This is a genomic window from Bacillus massilinigeriensis, assembly GCF_900111815.1.
In the GTDB taxonomy this organism is placed as follows: domain Bacteria; phylum Bacillota; class Bacilli; order Bacillales; family Cytobacillaceae; genus Mesobacillus_C; species Mesobacillus_C mediterraneensis.
The window spans coordinates 2,721,281-2,740,071 of sequence record NZ_LT630004.1 but is presented as its reverse complement, the minus strand read 5'-3'; the positions used below and the strand labels follow the sequence as shown (position 1 = coordinate 2,740,071).

Sequence of the window (18,791 nt, the reverse complement as noted above, 5' to 3'; positions counted from 1 at the left end):
AGGTCAATCCATAGGGAAAATAATGCTTTTATGTGATAATACGGAGGATATTATGTTATATCTAACAATGGCCGCCAGTTTTCTGGCAGCAATCATCCTAACTCCACTCGTGAAACAGCTTGCATTTAAAATTGGCGCAACAGATAAGCCCAATCATCGTAAAGTGCATCAGAATGTGATGCCGCGTCTTGGCGGATTGGCTATATACTTAAGTTTTCTCATTGGTATCTTCTTAATTGGACCAGAGGGAAAGTATCACTGGCCTTTCATGATTGGCAGCTTGATCATTATAGCAACAGGCTTCGTTGATGATATAAAGGAGATTTCCCCACGGGTTAAGCTTGCCGGACAGGTGGCCGCTGCGCTGATCGTGGTAGTGGCTGGGGATATGAATGTAACCTTCATCAATCTGCCATTTGGCGGAGAAATTCATTTTGGAATCTTCAGCATCCCGCTCACCATGATCTGGATTATCGGGATCACAAATGCTATCAACTTGATTGACGGGCTTGACGGTCTGGCAGGAGGGGTTTCCACGATCGCGCTCTTAACGATCGCCGGCATGGCGTTTATCATGGGAAACCAATACGTGCTTGCTGTGGCGCTTATCGCAGCTTGCAGCACCATCGGCTTTCTTTTCTATAACTTTCATCCAGCAAAAATATTTATGGGGGATACCGGGGCACTCTTCCTTGGCTATATCGTTGCGATTCTGTCGCTGCTAGGTTTTAAGAACGTCACGTTCATTTCCCTGATTGTGCCAATTATCATTCTGGGAGTACCGATTTCTGATACGTTCTTCGCAATCGTCAGAAGGCTTGTGAATAAGCAGCCGCTGTCGGCGCCGGATAAGTCGCATCTTCACCATTGCCTCTTGAAGACAGGGTTTACTCACAGGCAGACAGTATTGCTGATCTATGCCATGAGTGCGATGTTCGGATTGACGGCGTTCATCTTCTCGTTCGCAACTGTCTGGGGTTCGCTGATCGTCATCGTCGCCATGCTGATCGTCATCGAGCTGTTCGTGGAGAAAATTGGTCTCGTACGTGATGATTACAAGCCGCTGATTAAAGCATATAGGGAATTTAAGACTGTTTTGGTCAGAGGAAGATAATAGATTCATAGAAACCGTGTGAACATGCTAAAAAGCCATGTACCACGGTTTTTTATTTGTGGTAATAGAAAAAATGCGGTTCCTTCTGGAAAGTTTGGGCAGGCTAAGACTAAGGAGGATGGTCGACATGTATTGGGTGCTTGCCGGTTGTTTTTTCCTGTCCTGTTTTCTCACACCGCTTGTGAAAAAATTAGCCCGTGCCGTTGGTGCCATTGACCGTCCGAATGAACGGAAGGTGCACGAGCGGTTGGTGCCAAGGATGGGGGGCCTCGCCGTTATTGCAGGCTTTTATGCAGGAATGCTAATACTGCGGCCGGAAGGTCCTTTTTTATGGGCTTTTTTGGCAGGCTGTGCGATTGTTACGGCTGTTGGCATTCTTGATGATGTGATAGAGCTTTCTCCGAAGGCGAAGCTTGCTGGACAGCTTACAGCAGCAACCGTGATTATTGCTTTTGGAGGATTGAAGATTGATTATATTAACATACCGTTCGGCGGGCAGCTGGATCTCCTTTACTTCAGCATTCCTTTTACGTTCCTATGGATTATTGGCATCACCAATTCCATCAACCTGATCGATGGCTTGGATGGACTCGCATCAGGGGTTTCGGCCATCGCCTTTATCGTGATGGCATGCATGGCCTTTCTCATGGGGGATGCCTTTGTTTATACTGTCTGCCTTATTTTGTTAGTTAGTACCCTTGGTTTCCTCTTACATAATTTTCACCCAGCAAGTATTTTTCTAGGAGACACAGGATCGCTTTTTTTAGGCTTTACCATTTCGGTGCTGTCGCTTATGGGCTTCAAAAGCCTAACATTCCTTTCGCTCATTGTTCCGATCTTGATTCTTGGTGTCCCAATATCCGACACACTGTTTGCCATCATTCGCAGAATTACGAACAGGGAACCCATTTCAGCAGCGGATAAATTCCACTTGCATCATAGGCTGCTTCATTATGGATTCACGCACAGGCAAACCGTTGTGCTCATCTACCTCATCGCTTGTGTTTTTGGCGCTCTGGGAGTGCTTGTTTCGCACAGTAATTTCCGCGGTCTGAATGTAGTGCTGCTCTTTGCTTTGCTGCTCTTGGAATTTTTTGCGGAAAAAATCGAGTGGGGAGGAAAGCGGTTTAAGCCGATCATCAAGACGATGGGCCTGATTTTTCCTGCGTTGAGAAAGAAGGGATAGCCTAGCCAAGAGGCTCCTTCTCTACAGAAGATTTTTTAACCGAATAAAAATAAAATAAGACTCCCAAGGGAACCTTGGGAGTTTAGAATGTTTATGGGTTGTCGCTATTTATTGTTTCATCCTCTTCTGTGCCGTCATCGCGGCTTGAACTCATGCTCGAGAGATCAAGATGGCTTTTGAACATGCTGGAAAGCTCATACACGTTTGCCTGATCCAGCTGAAAATAATACACGTCATTAATTCTAGCATCCTGTCCTTCCATTGTAAGAGACTCAATATCAAGGCCTTTCAAGGCATAATCATAAAGGGAAAGCATTTCGCCAAATTCCATATTTGTTGTGATATTGTCGCCAAGCGCTTCCATCACATCGCCGTATTTGGTAATCGACCCAGCAGAAATAGCTTTGTCAATGATTGCTCTTAGGATGAGCTGCTGGCGTTTACCGCGTTCGATATCATTATCGATTTTTCTCGTCCGGGCAAGCGCGAGGGCTTCTTCCCCATTCAGCTTTTGAACACCTTTTTTCAAGTGGATGGCATCGCCGGTGTCCTTGCTGTTCTGCTCGGTGAACTCAACCGGCACATCGACCTTGATTCCGTTCAGTGCTTCCACCACATCAATGAATGCATCGAAATTAAGCTTAACAAAGTAATCGACAGGGACGTCGAAAAGTTCTTCCACTGTTTCAATCGTTCCATCGACTCCTCCGTAGGCATGGGCATGCGTGATTTTGTCGCGCTTTCCTTCCGACGGAATATACACATAGGAATCGCGGGGAATGCTGAGCATCTTGACTGTCTTCTCATCCTTATTGAAAGAGGCGAGGATAAGAGCGTCCGTTCTTGTCGCATCACCTTGGTTGCGGACTTTGCTGTCATCCACCCCCATGATAAGGATAGAAATATTATCATGTTTTGGATCAACTTTTTTGATTCGCTTGGCAGACTGGTCGCCGCGGCTAAGCTCCACTTTTGACAAGCCGAGAACATCAGCCGCCTTTGTGTAGAGATAGGCGCCATAACCTAGCCCAGCAATCGTCAAAAGGAATATGGGAAGGAAAATAAAGAAAAACACTCTTCTACGCCGTTTTTTCTTTCGAATTCCCGCTCTGTTTCTCAATCTATTGTTCACCGAAATTTCTCCTTTATTAATTTTTACTTTGCTCATAAGGCTTATGTCATGGTATTGGATAACCAATAGTATACATCCGCAGAGGCAGCATCGCTATAGTATTTGTCATTCATGTTGGGAAAAATTTTTTTCCAGATAAAGTTCTTCTCCTGATTCTATGTCGGCCTGACCGTTCGTCAGTTCGGTCATCCAGTCGCAAAATGCAGGCTCCTGGCCGGTTTCAACGTAGGTTTCAATTATTACCTTGTCCAGATAAGTGACTTCCTTTACGTCATAGATGGAGGAATGAAGAGCGTTTTCCACTTTACCAAGGAGGGTATAATCAATGGTAGAATGCATGGTGGTCACAAGTTTTCTTTCCACAATACGTGCTGCAGCAATTCCTTCAGCAGCTGCTTTGCCATATGCTCTGATTAGTCCCCCGGCGCCTAGCTTGATGCCGCCGAAATAGCGGGTGATGACAACAACAGTATCTTTCAGCTTCTTCTTTTTCAGTACTTCGAGAATGGGGACACCAGCAGTCCCACTTGGTTCTCCATCATCGTTGGCTTTCTGGATTTGGTCGTTTTCACCAATCAAATAGGCTGAACAGTTATGTGTCGCATTCCAGTGTTTCTTTTTAATTGCGGCGATAAATTCTTGAGCCTGTTCTTCGGTTTCTACTCGGGCTACTTGGGAAATAAACCTTGATTTCTGAATAACGATCTCCCGTTCTCCCTGTCCTGATACAGTATAGTAATAGGGGAGCAAAGTTTCTGGCTCCTTTCTCGTAATGTCTTTCTTGGAAAAATGAATCTCAATAGGTTAATTAATGGTATTATGGCGCATTTTGTCCATTCTCTTTACATCTCATTTAATATAGACGGATGCCGGCCCATTTTAGTTGCCAATTTTCATTATAAATCGACAAGACTCTCGGTACAATCTTGCTAGGCAATGTAATCAAACTTTAATATTAGTAAAGTGGCGGAATGATATAATGAAATCGACTTGATTCTCAATCCTTGATTTGCCAAAATGGAGGACGCATTCAAACTTTCCGCCTTAGAAATGGAGAAGGGCACTGAACACAGTAGTCTATGGATTTTCCTGTTAAAATAATAGGATATATGACATGATAAAGATTAAGAAAAATATGCCTTAATGACCAAATTTATTCCAAGTCGGATTTTTCAACAGGGAAACATAGTATCTTAACCATTTTAAAGCTAAAATATTGTCATGCACTGCCTTTGGGGGAATCTGTATGGCCATAAAGAAACTGGATAAGAAATTGCTGGATGTAATCCTTGAAAAAATGATAGATACGGTAGGAAATTCAAAAGACGAAATCTTTCAGATTGGGGAACAGTGCCGGCATGAATATGCGTCGCTAGTCGATGAACTGAAGGAAGTAAAGCTTCAAGTCGCCCAGGTGATTGACGAGGGAGACAAGCTGGAGACGAGCGCAAGGTTCGCTCGCAACCGGCTTTCCGAAGTAAGTAAGCATTTCAAGGACTATAGTGAAGCGCAAGTCCGTCAGGCATACGAAGTCGCTCATAAGATGCAAATCGATCTGACGATGTGTCGGGAACACGAGAAGCAGCTCAGGGAACGGCGAGATGAACTGGAGCGCAGGCTAATTGGTCTTAGCGAGACAATCGAAAGGGCCGAGCACCTCGTCTCGCAAGTATCTGTCGTCTTAAATTATTTGATGAGCGATATACGAGAGATGGGGGAAGTGCTGGAGACAGCAAAGCGAAAGCAGGACTTCGGGCTGAAGATTATTGAGGCTCAGGAAGAAGAGCGAAAGCGGCTCTCAAGGGAAATCCATGATGGGCCGGCGCAAATGATGGCCAATGTCATGCTGCGTTCCGATCTCATTGAGAGAATATTCAAAGAGCGCAGTCAGGAAGAAGCGATGGAGGAAATCCGGAGCGTCAAAAAGATGGTTCGTTCGGCATTATATGAAGTGCGAAGAATCATTTATGACCTCCGTCCAATGGCCCTTGATGATCTTGGTCTTGTGCCTACCCTCAAAAAATACTTGCAGACAACCGAAGAATATCATAGTCAGACAAAAATAGTTTTTTCTAATATGGGACACGACAGGCGCCTGCCGACAAAGTATGAGGTTGCCCTTTTTCGTCTGATTCAAGAGTCTGTCCAGAACGCCCTGAAACATGCCCAGGCTACCATTATTCAGGTAAAGCTTGAAGTCAGGAACAATGTCGTGATGGTCGTTGTGAAGGACGATGGAAAAGGATTTGATATTCGGAAAAAATGCCCGGAATCTTTTGGCATAATGGGAATGCAGGAAAGAGTGGAGCTTCTTGAAGGGGAACTGACTATCGATTCTAAAGTCGGCTTAGGGACCATCGTGATGATACAAATTCCGCTTGCATAGGAAAAAAGAAGAGGCGTTTACGGCAGCCCGGAACACAAAACCCGCAGTTTCTCCAAGAAACTAGTACTGTAACTGTACAGTTGCAAGGCAATTAACTTTGCGCTGCAGGGGAACGATAATGAATAGAGACAGAAGGTTAAGGGAGGCGAATGTATTGACAACCAAGATTATCATTTTAGATGACCACCAGCTGTTTAGAGAAGGGGTAAAGCGGATTCTGGAATTCGAGGATTCATTTGAAGTTGTTGCTGAAGGGGATGATGGCACAGAAGCCATCCGCCTTGCAGAGGAATATAATCCTGATGTGATTATCATGGACATCAACATGCCAAATATGAACGGTGTGGAAGCGACACATGAGCTAGTGGAGAAGTTTCCAAATTCGAGGGTAATTATTCTTTCCATTCATGATGATGAGAATTATGTAACGCATGCATTGAAGACGGGAGCCACGGGCTACCTTTTAAAAGAGATGGATGCGGATGCGCTGATCGAAGCAGTTAAGGTGGTTGCAGAAGGCGGCTCGTACCTTCATCCTAAAATCACGCATAATCTCGTTAAGGAATACCGCAGGCTTTCCATTGACGAAACTGCTTCAACAAGCCAGTATGTGCCGAAAGTGGATATTCGCAGGCCGCTGCATTTGCTGACGCGTCGCGAGTGCGAGGTCCTTCAGATGCTTGCTGATGGAAAAAGCAACAGGGGAATTGGCGAATCACTTTTCATCAGTGAAAAGACGGTCAAGAACCATGTGAGCAACATTTTGCAAAAAATGAATGTGAACGATCGTACACAGGCCGTTGTTGTGGCGATTAAGAATGGCTGGGTCGAAGTCAGGTAGGAAGCGTTTTCTGCTTGTCTTACGGTGAACCAGTCAACCGAGAAGATGAAAAGTTTCATCCCGTTTATGCTTGTCTTTTTAACCGATTCTACATACATACCTCTGGTGCACCAGCCTATGCTGGTGTACCTTTTTATTTCCTCCATCCTATCCTGGTGGGGCGGATGTTGGATGCGCTGTCGAATTTACTCTGTTTTTTCCTGAATACTGTTTTATCAAAAGGAATGCAATTAAACTTAAATTCATTTAGAATGGTGTTTATATATAGTAGTCCAAAAGATAAGGAAGGTAACTTTATCATGAAAACGGCAGTCGTTACGGATAGTACGGCATATATACCGAAGGAATTAAGAGAGCAAAAAGGCATCAGACTGATTCCTTTGAGTGTGATTTTTGGAAATGAGAGCTATCGGGAAGAAATAGATATGACAGCTGAGCAGTTTTACGAAGAAGTTAGGGACAAGGAACTTCCGACAACCTCGCAGCCGCCGACAGGACAATTTGTCGAGCTTTTCGAAAGTCTTGCGAATGATTACGATGCGGTGATCAGCATCCATCTTTCAAGCGGCATCAGCGGGACTTTTCAGGGAGCGGTTGCAGCCAGCAACATGGCCGAGGGAATTAAAGTATACCAGTTTGACTCGGAAATCAGCTGTATGGTGCAGGGTTTCTATGCGCTTGAAGCTGCTGACATGGCAGCGGAAGGGAAAGGGCCGGAAGAGATCATGGCCCGGCTTGCGGAAATGAAGCAAACGATGCGAGCCTACTTCATGGTGGACGATCTCAGCCACTTGCAGCGCGGCGGCAGATTGAGCGGTGCGCAAGCATTTGTCGGCAGCCTCCTTCAAGTGAAGCCATTGTTGCATTTTTCCGATAAAAAAATCGAACCATTCGAAAAAATAAGAACGAGGAAAAAAGCATGGAATCGCGTGATCGAGCTGCTTAGTGAAGACGTGAGCAACGGCGAAAAGTACCGCGCTGTCATCATCCACGCTAATCGCGAGGAGCAAGCCCGCGAGTGCAAGGCGGAACTCGAGGAGAAGTATCCAAACGTTGAATTTATGCTGAGCTATTTCGGTCCTGTCATCGGCACCCACTTAGGGGAAGGCGCGATGGGAATGGGTTGGTATAAAAAATAATAGAATGATAGTTATGTTACGGCAGCCGGATATTGCGGCTGTTTTTTTATTGGTTCTGGGGTTATTGTTTTTACATAAAATGCAAAAGAAGTAAGTTAAAAAAAGCTACCGTAGATATTTTGCTGTTTACCGTAGATAAATCCGTCATTACGGTAGATATCCTTTTTAGGAGGATTCAACTTGAGTGTGTAATCGGTTCCGCACAACGATAATCTCCTTCAACTCTGCCTTTTAAGTCCCATATTATTTTTGCTCTCCTTTTAGCGAAGAAATGTTCACGATCTGTTAAAAATTCAGAGCAGGAAACGGCAGGGTAGGAAGTTTTTTTGCCGAATAGAATGGGAGAAAATAAAGGAGGTGCATGATGAGATTTGCAGTGATTGATAGCAAGCTTGTCCCCGAAAAAATTCTCGGCTCCCCCATTTCCCGAATCGATGACATCCCCGAGATTCCCCTTGATCCGCAATTTTCTTTTCAAGCTGATTTGAAAAAAATTCTTAATGGCAAACAGCTTCTTTTCGAAGATGTCCCTTTTTCCCATGAAATAATTCAGCAGCATTACGAACATGGTTACGTCACCTACAGGAAAGGATTGATAACAGCGGGCAAGCGCTTTGTTTGTCAGCGTTGCGGTAATGAGGACAAGACTTGGTTTGCGGCATTCCATTGTCATCGCTGTAATGAAGAATGCGCATACTGCAGGCGATGCTTAATGATGGGCAGAGTGAGTGAGTGTACCCCGCTCGTTGGCTGGCGGGATGATGCTGAGGTTGGTTCGAACGGCCGGGATGATGTTGCCCAAAGACTGCTTCAATGGGACGGTTCGCTTTCAGATGGACAAAAAGAAGCGGCTATTCGGGTGGAGCGTGCAATGCTTGAGAAGGAGGAGCTTTTAGTCTGGGCTGTGTGCGGCGCAGGAAAGACGGAGATTCTTTTCCAAGGGATTGAAGCAGCCATTGCGGCAGGACAGCGCGTGTGTATCGCAACACCGAGGACGGATGTTGTCCTTGAGCTTGCGCCAAGGTTAAAGGCGGTTTTTCCAAATGTGTCTATTGCCGCACTGTACGGGGGGAGTGAGGAGCGCCATGTTTTCGCTGCGCTCACTATTTCGACTACTCACCAGCTGCTCCGTTTCTACCGCGCTTTCGATACACTTATTGTCGATGAGGTCGACGCTTTTCCGTATTCTGTTGATGAAACGCTTCACTATGCGGTCAGGCAGGCAAGAAAACCGTATTCCGCGATGATTTTCCTTACAGCGACACCATGCAGAAGCTGGCAGAGAGAGTGCCGAGAAGGAAAGCGGGCGCATGTGACAATTCCAGCTCGCTTTCATCGCCATCCCCTGCCTGTCCCGGAGTTTGTCTGGTGCGGTAATTGGGCTAAGCTTCTGCAAAAGGGCAGGCTGCCGGGTAGTGTTGTAAGTTGGGCGAAAACAAGGTGTGACGCTGGGAAAGGGGCTCTGATGTTTATTCCGAGAATTGAGTTGATGGAGAAGATGCTGCCTCTTTTCCGAAAGCTGCATCAGGGAATCGAATCTGTACATGCAGAAGATTCGCATCGGAAAGAAAAGGTGAGGAAAATGCGGGAAGGAAAAATTCCACTTTTGTTAACCACGACCATATTGGAGCGAGGAGTAACATTTCCAAATATCGATGTTGCAGTTCTAGGAGCGGAGGCGGAGCTTTTTACCGAGAGTGCCCTTGTCCAAATCGCTGGGAGGGCGGGCAGAAGTGCGAGCTTTCCAAAGGGTGTTGTGTCTTTTTTTCATTTTGGCGTGACAGAAGAAATGCAAAGAGCACGGAAGGTGATTCAGAGTATGAACAAAGAAGCGGAGAAGCGCTGCCTTGTTGATTGAGAGGGGGGTTAGAGATGGGGATGTTTTCGCAAGAACGCTGTTTGATTTGTCATGAAGAGATGGTGGCAAGCGCTACTTGGCGCGGTGTTTTTCTTGGTGAAGAAGTGACTGGTTGCTGTTCCCGCTGTTTGTCGAAGCTAGAAGCTATTGGAGGAGAGACTTGCAGGATTTGCGGAAGAGAACTAGATTCTAACTTTTGCAAGGAGGACCTTTGTTTGGATTGTGTTCGCTGGGAAGAGGACGGTGATTGGGCGGGTATGCTTGACTCGAATATTTCGCTGTTTCACTACAACGACTTTTTAAGGGAAACGATCGCCCGCTATAAATTTCGCGGGGATTATGTGCTCGCAAGGGTATTTGCCGAGAAGATAGAGGAAGTACTGAGAAAGGTTCCTCATGACTATCTTGTTCCGATTCCGCTCAGCGAGGAACGATTATACGAGCGGGGATTCAATCAATCGGAGGCGCTGATATTGGAGGCTGGACGAGAGGCAACGCTGCTCCTTGCACGAATCCATTCGGAAAAGCAGTCAAAGAAATCCAGGAAGGATCGCATTCATTTACCACAGGTGTTCACCTTGGGTAGAAATGAAGAATTAACCGGTAAAACAATCATGCTCGTTGACGATATATATACTACAGGATCAACGATCAGACATGCAGCCAAAATACTAAAAGGCGCAGGTGCGGCGCGTATTCACTCAGTGACCATCGCCCGTTAAAGGTGCGGTGGCTGGGTGCGAAGGTCATGCGGTGAAGCGCAGAAGGGAGGGTTCGTTATGAATCTCATTAATTGCCCTGGATGTGGGGAGATATTTGTAAAAAATAATTTTCGCGATGTTTGCGAGAAATGCTGGAAAGCAGAAGAACGGGCGTACGATACGGTTTCTAAGTATATGAGAAAGCGGGAGAATCGCGCTGCTACCATCACACAGGTTGTCGATGCGACTGGTGTCAAAGAGTCGCTTATCCTCAAATTTGTGAAAGCCGGCAGACTCCGTACGACGCAATTTCCTAACCTCGGGTACCCGTGCGATAAATGTGGGGGCATCATCCGGGAAGGCAGGCTTTGCGCAAGCTGCACATCAGAATTGAAGGAAGAGCTGGAACGCTATAACAAAGAAGAGAAGAGAAAACAGCAGCTCCAGCGCAATCAAACCTTCCTTTCAAAGAAATCACTGTAAAAAGTCGCAGGTCTTAACTCACGATAGAAGATTAGTTTATGGGTAAATTGTTCCATTTTCGTCTATTATGTTAACAACTCCGCCTTATTTGCCGATATAATCAGTGGTAGATACGTACGGTTGAAAGAGAGGTTATATTATGAAAATAAATAATAATCAAGGACCATCAGGGATTAACCCTTATATCCAAAAAAAGGCGAAAGTGGGCAAAACTGAATTCAATCAGCGTACAAAAGCAGACAAAGTAGAGATTTCATCTGCCGCTAAAGAAATGCAGCAAATGTCCCGGGTGCAGCAAGAGCGCACTCAGCGTGTTGAATCGCTGAAAAACCAGGTAGAGAACGGAACCTACAAACAGGAGCCGAAGGAAACAGCTAAAAGCATGCTTGAGTTCTTTTTCAAAAAGTAAAAGAAACTCGTCTCCATGACGAGTATTTCTTTTTGCATGTAATGGAGGGATTCTATGACAGCCCAACTTATTCCGGTGATGGAAAAGCTTTTAAAGCTGCATCAGAGTTTGCAAGAGCTAACGGTAAGGAAAACCGCAATCGTGAAAAAAGGGGATATAGAATCCCTGAATGACATAATAAAAAAAGAACAAGCCCATATATCCGCAATCGAAAAACTTGATAAAGAAAGGGAGAAGGTTTCCGCGTCCTTATTCCCTGGTATAAACAATGCAACGCTATCCATGGCAGCGGAAAAGGCGGAAGACGATGAGAAGTCCCGCCTTCTTGAGTTAAAGGAAAGCCTTCTTACAGTAATAGACAACATAAAAGAGAATAACCTCTTAAACCAGCAGCTGATTCACCAATCGCTGCAATTTATCAGTTTTTCCAGAAACCTTGTCATGCCCCAACAGGAAAACTATAATTACGGTCCTCAGAAAAGAAAGACTAATGAAGCAGGACAGGGACTCTTCAACGGAAAAGCATAAAAAACAACATCATTGGAGGAACGATTATGCGTTCAACCTTTATGGGTCTTGAAACAGCGCGCCGCGGGATGTTTACCCAGCAAAGTGCACTTCATACAACCGGGCATAATATCGCAAACGCTAACACACCAGGCTATACTCGTCAAAGAGTCAATTTTGTCCAGACAAGCCCCTATCCAGCAGCATCCATGAACAGGCCGCAAATGCCAGGGCAATTCGGTACTGGCGTTGAAGCAGGCTCGATCGAACGTGTCAGGGAAGGATTCCTTGATGTGCAATTTCGAAGCGAAAGCAATAAGTTCGGTTATTGGCAAGCCCGTGCAGATTCTCTGCAAAAGCTCGAAGAAGTTATGCACGAACCTTCCGATACAGGACTTTCTGAGACAATGAACGAATTTTGGCAAGGACTTCAGGATCTTGCCGTCAATCCGCAAAACCCCGGTGCCCGTTCTGTTGTGCGCCAGCGCGGTATTGCGCTATCTGAGACATTCCAATACCTTAACCAATCGCTCACTTCCATTCAAACCGATTTAAAAAATGAAATTGGGGTAACAGAGAGCAAATTAAACTCCATTCTTTATCAAATCAGTCAAGTGAACAAGCAAATCGGTGAAGTAGAACCGCACGGATACCTTCCAAACGACCTCTATGATGAGCGCAGCCGCTTGATTGACGAGCTTTCAACCTTTGCCAATATCAAGGTGGAATATACGGAGCCTGACGGAAGTCCGAGTGCACTAGCGGAAGGCCAGGCAACCATCTCGCTAGTCGATGACAATGGCGGAAAGCTTGCTGAAATGGTTAATGGTGGTGAAATAAATAAATTTTCCGCTGATTTTTCAGGAGTGGATGGCTCTGTTAAGTCTGTGATGGTAGGTAATACAAGCATTGATTTCACGAAATCCCAGGGCAAGCTGAAGGCGCTTATCGATTCTTTCGGTTATGATAGCAACGGTAAAGTCGAAGGCGTCTATCCGAAAATGCTAGAAGAATTGGACAACCTAGCATATACGTTTGCAACAGAGTTCAACAAGGTGCATGAAGCCAACTTGAGCCCGAATGAAATCGCCAACGGAGAAAAAGCTATCCCATTCTTTAATGTAAGCGGTGACCGCAAGGGCTACGCTGGGAGAATGGCTGTTGCGAAGGAAATCCTTGAGAATATCGATAATATTGCCACTGCCGCACCTGCCAATCCTTATCTTGGAGATTCCCAGGGAGTTCTTGACTTGGCAAACGTTATCAACAACCAATATGCGTATAGCGGAGGAAGTGAAGGCAAAGCCAACTTCCGAAATTATTACGAAGGCGTGATAGGTGAAATGGCCGTACTTTCACAGCAAGCTGAAAGGCTATCCTATAACAGCGGCTCTCTCATGGGAGCGGTTGAAAACCGCCGCCAATCTGTCAGCGCTGTTTCACTTGATGAAGAAATGTCGAATATGATCCAGTTCCAGCATGCCTACAATGCTTCCGCCAGGATGATTTCCCTGACGGACGAGCTTCTAGATAAAATCATCAACGGCATGGGAACCGGAGGAAGATAGGTGATGTGCGATGAGGATCACACAATCGATGGTAGCAAATAACTCGCTGAGGAATTTGAGTGAAAGCTACCGCAGAATGGATAAATACCAAACCCAAATTAATACAGGCAAAAAAATTACTAGACCATCTGATGATCCGGTTGTGGCAATGAAAGGGATGTTCTACCGTTCCAACTTGTCTGAAGTGGAGCAGTTCAAACGCAACCTTTCTGAGCTTTATCTTTGGATGGAAAATTCCGAGGCGGGTGTTGAGCAGACGAATACGGGCTTGCAGCGCGTAAGGGAACTCACTATTCAAGCAAAAACCGGTACGTTAAGCCCCGAAGATAGAAAAGCAGTTGCGCGCGAAATTGAACAGATTCAACACGATATCGTCTCCATTGCGAATACGCAGGTAGCAGGTCGTTATATTTTTCACGGAACCGATACGAACAATCCGCCTGTGACGGAAGGTACGCCTCCACAAGTGGCGGCGAATCTTAAGGACTCTAATATTCAAAACTACAATGTGGAAGTTTCGCGTGGTGTTTCCATGAAGGCGAACATCAATCCTTCAAACGTGTTTGGCCAGGAACTGTTTGATACGTTAACAAAGCTGCAAGCAGCGATGGACCCTGACAGCGAAGCGGCGCAAAAGTTTGATCCAGCGACGCTGAATATGGACGACTTGCTGAAGGATTTGGATAAGTCGATGGACAGCCTTTCTGCCGAGCGTTCTGAGCTAGGTGCTCGTTATAACCGCCTCGAAATGATTGATGAGCGGATTGCCCAGCAGGAAGTGATTGCAAACAGAGTTCTATCAGATAATGAAGACGTGGATCTCGAGAGAGCAATCGTCGATTTGAAAGTACAGGAAACCATTCACCGTGCTGCCCTCGGCGTTGGTGCACGCATTATCCAGCCATCGCTTCTTGACTTTTTACGATAAGCTATTTCCTTTGGGAGTAGCTTTTTTTCTTAGGAGGTATTGTTATGCAGCTACCGCAAATAAGGATGGAATCAACCTTCGCGCAAACCCAGATTGCCACAACCCGTGGCGAGCTGGAAATCGAGCAGCCGAAGGCGGAGGTGAGCATCGAGCAGCCACCGGCAGAAGTAGAAATAGAGCATACGCCATCAAGGCTGACGATCGACCAGACACAGGCGCGAGCAGACATGGATTTGAAGACTATAAAAAGAAGGAAAGAAGAATTTGCCCAACTTGGATACGAGGACTTGCTGTCAGGTATCGCACGCCGTTCCCAGGATGGTGATGAGCTTATGATGATAGAGAACGGTGGCAACGCTATTGCTGAGCAGGCAAAGCGAAACAGTGAGACGCCGATGTATGATTTTAATATCGGGTGGATTCCGTCGCATGGCAGTGTCAAAATAGATTACAACCCCGGAAAGGTAGAGATCCGGGCAAAAGCCAATAAGCCGATCATATCCATCACAGCGAATAAACCAAGTGTAAGCTATACGCCAGGCAAAGCAGAAGTTTCCTTAAAAAACTACCCTTCATTAAAAATTGATTTTGAGAATCTGAAGTTTGTGGGAATCAACTATGAACAATCCATTTAAAGGACTGATGAAAATGAGAATCCTGACAAAATACCACGGCGAGACGGAAATCAGCGAAGTAATCGAATTTGAAAAAGGCATTCCCGGATTTCCGGATGAAAAGAAGTTTACCCTTCTGCCGCTTTCCGAGGAAAATATCTTTTTTGCAATGCAATCAATAGAGACACCTGAGCTTGCCTTTATCGTCAGCAGCCCTTTCCATTTTTTCAAGGAGTACGATTTCAAACTAGATGAAGTTTCGGTGGGCGAACTGGGTATAGAGACAGAAAAGGATGTTGAGGTGTACTCCATTCTGACAGTGGAAGACCCGTTTGTTAATACAACAGCAAATCTCCAGGCTCCAATCATTCTGAACCGCCAAAGCCTGAAGGCGAAGCAGGTTATTATTCATGATAGCACTTATGCGACGAAGCATCCTATTTTTGAAAGCGCAAAGGGGTGAGGTCATGCTTGTACTAACGCGAAAAAACGGCGAAAGCATCAGAATCGGCGATGACATCGAAATCACCATCGTCGCTTCGAAAAACGACCAAGTCAAGATCGGCATCAAGGCTCCCAATCATGTTGAAGTATACCGCAAGGAAATCTATGACCAGATCACAAAGGAAAACCAGCACGCATCTAAAGATATCGGCGCTATGCTGGGATTCCTTAAAAAGAAATAAAAGAAAAAATTGAATAAAACTATAAAACAATCCTCCAAAAAGACGATAAAACAATTGTAAGGGCGAGCAGGGACGGCCGACCGGCTCCCCGAGCAAAAACAAATGTCTACACGGATGTGGACAACCCAATTCAAGGAGGAAACAAAAATGAGAATCAACCATAACATCGCAGCACTTAACACACACCGCCAATTGAACAGTGCAGCAAATGCACAATCTAAATCAATGGAGAAATTAGCTTCAGGTCTTCGTATTAACAAAGCTGGAGATGATGCAGCTGGTCTTGCAATCTCTGAAAAAATGCGTGGACAAATTCGTGGGTTGGATATGGCATCAAAAAATGCTCAAGATGGTATTTCTTTAATTCAAACCGCTGAAGGTGCATTAAATGAATCCCATTCCATACTTCAACGTATGCGTGAATTAGCAGTTCAATCCTCAAATGATACGAATACAGCAGAAGACCGTAAGAATATACAAGACGAAGTAAAACAATTGGGTGAAGAAATTCAACGAATTGGTGAACAAACTGAATTCAATACAAAGAAATTAATTAACGGTGATATGGGTGCAGGGGTAAGCGCTGCAACAACCCATGCTCTTACAGGTGCTTTAGAAAGTACAATGGCAGATGATACACAGTTAAGTGGACTTCTTGATGCCAACGGAAATAACTTACAGCTAGCGGTTGGTGATAAATTTACAATTACTTGGTCAGTAAATGGCACTCAGAAGACTGTAGAACACACAGTTGGTGCCTTAACTGAAGCTTTAAGTGACGTAACTGATAAAATTGCAGCAGATGCGTCAGTGGATTCTGTAGCAACTGCAGCAGGAAAAATGGTTGTAACTTCTGCAACTGCTGGAACTGCAGGTCAAATAAATGGTCTATCTATCCAGGTTACTAGTGCAGATGGAACAAGAAAAGAAGCTGCATCCAATGCATTGTCAAATTTCACAACTACAACAGAAGCTAAAGACAAACGTGCAGATGGAAGTGCGGATTTCCAAATTGGTTCAAATCAAGGACAAACTCTTAATCTGTCAATAAGTGATATGAGAGCAAATACATTAGGAGTAAGAGATTTACAAGTTGGATCAAAATCTCAAGCCGGTACTGCAATTAAAGTATTAGATCAGGCTATTCAAAAAGTTTCCGCGGAACGTTCTAAGTTAGGTGCTACACAAAACCGTTTAGAGCACACAATCAATAACTTAAACACATCTTCTGAAAACCTAACTGCTGCGGAATCTCGTATCCGTGATGTTGACATGGCGAAAGAAATGATGAACCAAACTAAAAATTCTATTCTTTCTCAAGCTGCTCAAGCTATGCTTGCTCAAGCTAACCAACAACCTCAAGGAGTACTTCAATTACTTCGTTAATTTTAGTAGCTTTTAAGAAAGAGACCTTAGACTTCTAAGGTCTCTTTCTTAAATAATATTTAAATTTGGAGGTTGGTGGAATGCAGATTAATCATAATATTGCTGCCTTGAACACCTATGGTCGCCTTTCACAAGCTTCAAATCAGATAATGAAGTCTTCTGAGAAGTTGTCTAGTGGTTTGCGTATCAATAGAGCGGGTGATGATGCGGCAGGGATAGCAATTTCTGAAAAAATAAGGGCACAGATTAGAGGTTTAGGGCAGGAGCAAAGAAATATGCAAGACAGCATTTCGATGCTTCAAACAGCAGAAGGGGGGATGGAAGAAATCCATTCTCTGCTGCAACGGGGAAGAGAACTATCAGTACAATCGAAAAATGACACTCTAACTGATATTGATCGTCAGTCTATCCAACATGAAATCAATCAAGTTGTAAAAGAAGTGGATCGGATCGCTAATAATACCGAATTTAACACAATCAATTTGCTAAATGTAACTTCCTCATCTAATAGTCAAGATCAGAAGAAGGCTGTAGAGGCTTTACAGAAGTATTGGTTGAAAAATAGTGAAACTCTAATAGCAACTCACTATGGTTTACAAGCAGCAACAGATGACGCCCCCTTTGATATCCAATTTATACAAAATTCAGGTGACGGAAGAGTGGCATGGGTACAGGGGTCTTATTATACTACAGGAACTGATGGGAGATATTTTAATCAGAAATTAGTTCTGGATATGAGTGACTTTTCACCAGTTTCTATGCCAAACGGTGGTGGATCTTGGATTTCAAATGATCGGATTATCGCTCATGAGATGACACATGCGGTTATGGGCAGAACAACTAATATGCGAGACCTACCAACATGGTTTGTAGAAGGTACAGCTGAATTTATAGCTGGTGCTGATGAAAGATTAAAGGCAGACTCGAATAATGGAGCAAATTTCGCAACTCTAAAGAACGAGATAGATACATGGGACAGTTCAAGTGCGGATTATTCTGCTGCGTATGCTGCAGTAAAATACCTGGATGCGCAATTAACCGGGGGAATTAAAACTTTGTTTGACGAGATTAAAATTGGTGGAGCAGAAAAGACTCTAGACCAAGCTTTAACGGATTTATTAGGTTATGATGAAGCAGGTTTTCTTTCTGACTTCAAGGCAAATGCGACAATTGTTAACTCTAATATAGATTTAAGTGATGCTGACACCGGAGCTATCGGTGGCGGTGATGATAATACAACCGTTCCAGACACCGTAAATTTAGATTTAGAGAACCCTTTAACAGCTTTTGTAGAAAAGTGGCCAACTTTTAGTGCGGGAGTATCTTCATTGCGAGGTGGTCCAGGTATAAATATTGAATTGGTTAATGTTACAAGTGAATCACTAGGAATTAATAATGTAAATATTTTAAGTAAAACAGATGACAACATATCTATATTTGATGGAGCGATTAGATACGTATCTTCTGAACGCTCACGTCTAGGTGCCTATCAAAACCGTCTAGAGAAAGCGATAGCTGTTTCGGCTATCTCAGAAGAAAACTTAACTTCAGCTGAATCTCGTATCCGTGACGTTGATATGGCGAAAGAAATGATGAACCAAACTAAAAATTCTATTCTGTCTCAAGCAGCACAAGCAATGTTGGCTCAAGCGAACCAACAACCACAAGGTGTTCTACAACTTCTTCGTTAATATACTCAATCAGGGGTTTGTCCGAATGGACAAGCCTCTTTTCGTGGAAAAGAAAATTCTAATCTAGGCCTAGCCTAGGGTTCCAAAAAAGTTGTAAGTATCATATTATAATCGCTCCAAAATTATCGAAGACAAGTCAAAGAATTTTGGTGAGAAACTTCG

The 18,791-nt window shown here is 44.4% G+C and carries 19 protein-coding genes; 17 read left to right on the top strand and 2 right to left on the bottom strand.

Annotation, left to right across the window (positions count from 1 at the left end; translation table 11 throughout):
- The first annotated feature begins 52 nt into the window (after positions 1-52).
- Entirely contained in the window at positions 53-1,114 is a 1,062-nt protein-coding gene (locus BQ5796_RS14315; protein ID WP_071460835.1) for a glycosyltransferase family 4 protein, read from the top strand.
- A gap of 127 nt (positions 1,115-1,241) precedes the next feature.
- Positions 1,242-2,300 (top strand): glycosyltransferase family 4 protein, encoded by a 1,059-nt coding sequence (locus BQ5796_RS14310; RefSeq protein WP_234969353.1) that lies wholly within the window; start codon positions 1,242-1,244, stop codon positions 2,298-2,300.
- Between the two features lie 91 nt (positions 2,301-2,391).
- Here the strand turns inward: BQ5796_RS14310 and BQ5796_RS14305 are convergent, their stop codons facing one another.
- Positions 2,392-3,438: an LCP family protein gene (locus tag BQ5796_RS14305; protein WP_071461317.1), complete on the bottom strand. Its 1,047-nt coding sequence runs from the start codon at positions 3,436-3,438 to the stop codon at positions 2,392-2,394.
- Positions 3,439-3,537: 99 nt separating this feature from the next.
- Positions 3,538-4,182, bottom strand: a complete 645-nt coding sequence (locus BQ5796_RS14300) for a YigZ family protein (protein ID WP_071460833.1) — start codon at positions 4,180-4,182, stop codon at positions 3,538-3,540.
- A gap of 496 nt (positions 4,183-4,678) precedes the next feature.
- On the opposite strand from BQ5796_RS14300, the gene BQ5796_RS14295 reads away from it, so the two are divergent.
- The 15 genes from BQ5796_RS14295 to BQ5796_RS18165 all read left to right on the top strand — a co-directional run bounded on the left by BQ5796_RS14295 (position 4,679) and on the right by BQ5796_RS18165 (position 18,629).
- Positions 4,679-5,818 carry a sensor histidine kinase gene (locus tag BQ5796_RS14295; RefSeq protein ID WP_071460832.1) on the top strand — a complete coding sequence of 380 codons (1,140 nt, stop codon included), beginning with the start codon at positions 4,679-4,681 and terminating at the stop codon, positions 5,816-5,818.
- Between the two features lie 118 nt (positions 5,819-5,936).
- Complete coding sequence (locus BQ5796_RS14290) at positions 5,937-6,659, top strand: response regulator (protein ID WP_097678001.1); 723 nt, start codon at positions 5,937-5,939, stop codon at positions 6,657-6,659.
- 299 nt (positions 6,660-6,958) lie between these two features.
- On the top strand, positions 6,959-7,798 hold the full coding sequence (locus tag BQ5796_RS14285; protein WP_071461315.1) for a DegV family protein: 840 nt from the start codon (positions 6,959-6,961) through the stop codon (positions 7,796-7,798).
- A 364-nt stretch (positions 7,799-8,162) separates the two neighbouring features.
- A complete protein-coding gene (locus tag BQ5796_RS14280; RefSeq protein ID WP_074033979.1) occupies positions 8,163-9,656 on the top strand; it encodes an ATP-dependent helicase ComFA in 1,494 nt (497 codons plus the stop codon).
- A 14-nt stretch (positions 9,657-9,670) separates the two neighbouring features.
- Positions 9,671-10,378, top strand: a complete 708-nt coding sequence (locus tag BQ5796_RS14275; RefSeq protein ID WP_071460831.1) for a ComFC family protein — start codon at positions 9,671-9,673, stop codon at positions 10,376-10,378.
- 57 nt (positions 10,379-10,435) lie between these two features.
- Entirely contained in the window at positions 10,436-10,840 is a 405-nt protein-coding gene (locus BQ5796_RS14270) for a TIGR03826 family flagellar region protein (RefSeq protein WP_071460830.1), read from the top strand.
- A 139-nt stretch (positions 10,841-10,979) separates the two neighbouring features.
- Positions 10,980-11,249 carry a flagellar biosynthesis anti-sigma factor FlgM gene (flgM, locus tag BQ5796_RS14265; protein WP_071460829.1) on the top strand — a complete coding sequence of 90 codons (270 nt, stop codon included), beginning with the start codon at positions 10,980-10,982 and terminating at the stop codon, positions 11,247-11,249.
- Positions 11,250-11,303: 54 nt separating this feature from the next.
- Entirely contained in the window at positions 11,304-11,777 is a 474-nt protein-coding gene (locus BQ5796_RS14260) for a flagellar protein FlgN (RefSeq protein WP_071460828.1), read from the top strand.
- A 26-nt stretch (positions 11,778-11,803) separates the two neighbouring features.
- Positions 11,804-13,324, top strand: a complete 1,521-nt coding sequence (gene flgK, locus BQ5796_RS14255) for a flagellar hook-associated protein FlgK (RefSeq protein ID WP_071460827.1) — start codon at positions 11,804-11,806, stop codon at positions 13,322-13,324.
- A gap of 10 nt (positions 13,325-13,334) precedes the next feature.
- A complete protein-coding gene (gene flgL / locus BQ5796_RS14250) occupies positions 13,335-14,252 on the top strand; it encodes a flagellar hook-associated protein FlgL (protein ID WP_071460826.1) in 918 nt (305 codons plus the stop codon).
- A 44-nt stretch (positions 14,253-14,296) separates the two neighbouring features.
- A complete protein-coding gene (locus BQ5796_RS14245; protein WP_071460825.1) occupies positions 14,297-14,887 on the top strand; it encodes a DUF6470 family protein in 591 nt (196 codons plus the stop codon).
- Positions 14,888-14,900: 13 nt separating this feature from the next.
- Positions 14,901-15,329 carry a flagellar assembly protein FliW gene (gene fliW / locus BQ5796_RS14240; protein ID WP_071461313.1) on the top strand — a complete coding sequence of 143 codons (429 nt, stop codon included), beginning with the start codon at positions 14,901-14,903 and terminating at the stop codon, positions 15,327-15,329.
- Positions 15,330-15,333: 4 nt separating this feature from the next.
- Positions 15,334-15,552: a carbon storage regulator CsrA gene (gene csrA, locus BQ5796_RS14235; protein WP_071460824.1), complete on the top strand. Its 219-nt coding sequence runs from the start codon at positions 15,334-15,336 to the stop codon at positions 15,550-15,552.
- A 147-nt stretch (positions 15,553-15,699) separates the two neighbouring features.
- Positions 15,700-16,938 carry a flagellin N-terminal helical domain-containing protein gene (locus BQ5796_RS14230; protein ID WP_071460823.1) on the top strand — a complete coding sequence of 413 codons (1,239 nt, stop codon included), beginning with the start codon at positions 15,700-15,702 and terminating at the stop codon, positions 16,936-16,938.
- Between the two features lie 80 nt (positions 16,939-17,018).
- Positions 17,019-18,629 carry a flagellinolysin gene (locus BQ5796_RS18165; RefSeq protein ID WP_071460822.1) on the top strand — a complete coding sequence of 537 codons (1,611 nt, stop codon included), beginning with the start codon at positions 17,019-17,021 and terminating at the stop codon, positions 18,627-18,629.
- Positions 18,630-18,791 lie beyond the last annotated feature (162 nt).

Coding starts and splice junctions, on each gene's coding strand:
- BQ5796_RS14275 (WP_071460831.1), top strand. CDS start 9,671: ATGGGGATGTTTTCGCAAGAACGCTGTTTGATTTGTCATGAAGAGATG.
- BQ5796_RS14230 (WP_071460823.1), top strand. CDS start 15,700: ATGAGAATCAACCATAACATCGCAGCACTTAACACACACCGCCAATTG.
- BQ5796_RS14290 (WP_097678001.1), top strand. CDS start 5,937: ATGAATAGAGACAGAAGGTTAAGGGAGGCGAATGTATTGACAACCAAG.
- flgL (WP_071460826.1), top strand. CDS start 13,335: ATGAGGATCACACAATCGATGGTAGCAAATAACTCGCTGAGGAATTTG.
- BQ5796_RS14315 (WP_071460835.1), top strand. CDS start 53: ATGTTATATCTAACAATGGCCGCCAGTTTTCTGGCAGCAATCATCCTA.
- BQ5796_RS14310 (WP_234969353.1), top strand. CDS start 1,242: ATGTATTGGGTGCTTGCCGGTTGTTTTTTCCTGTCCTGTTTTCTCACA.
- fliW (WP_071461313.1), top strand. CDS start 14,901: ATGAGAATCCTGACAAAATACCACGGCGAGACGGAAATCAGCGAAGTA.
- BQ5796_RS14285 (WP_071461315.1), top strand. CDS start 6,959: ATGAAAACGGCAGTCGTTACGGATAGTACGGCATATATACCGAAGGAA.
- BQ5796_RS18165 (WP_071460822.1), top strand. CDS start 17,019: ATGCAGATTAATCATAATATTGCTGCCTTGAACACCTATGGTCGCCTT.
- BQ5796_RS14260 (WP_071460828.1), top strand. CDS start 11,304: ATGACAGCCCAACTTATTCCGGTGATGGAAAAGCTTTTAAAGCTGCAT.
- flgM (WP_071460829.1), top strand. CDS start 10,980: ATGAAAATAAATAATAATCAAGGACCATCAGGGATTAACCCTTATATC.
- csrA (WP_071460824.1), top strand. CDS start 15,334: ATGCTTGTACTAACGCGAAAAAACGGCGAAAGCATCAGAATCGGCGAT.
- BQ5796_RS14245 (WP_071460825.1), top strand. CDS start 14,297: ATGCAGCTACCGCAAATAAGGATGGAATCAACCTTCGCGCAAACCCAG.
- flgK (WP_071460827.1), top strand. CDS start 11,804: ATGCGTTCAACCTTTATGGGTCTTGAAACAGCGCGCCGCGGGATGTTT.
- BQ5796_RS14295 (WP_071460832.1), top strand. CDS start 4,679: ATGGCCATAAAGAAACTGGATAAGAAATTGCTGGATGTAATCCTTGAA.
- BQ5796_RS14270 (WP_071460830.1), top strand. CDS start 10,436: ATGAATCTCATTAATTGCCCTGGATGTGGGGAGATATTTGTAAAAAAT.
- BQ5796_RS14280 (WP_074033979.1), top strand. CDS start 8,163: ATGAGATTTGCAGTGATTGATAGCAAGCTTGTCCCCGAAAAAATTCTC.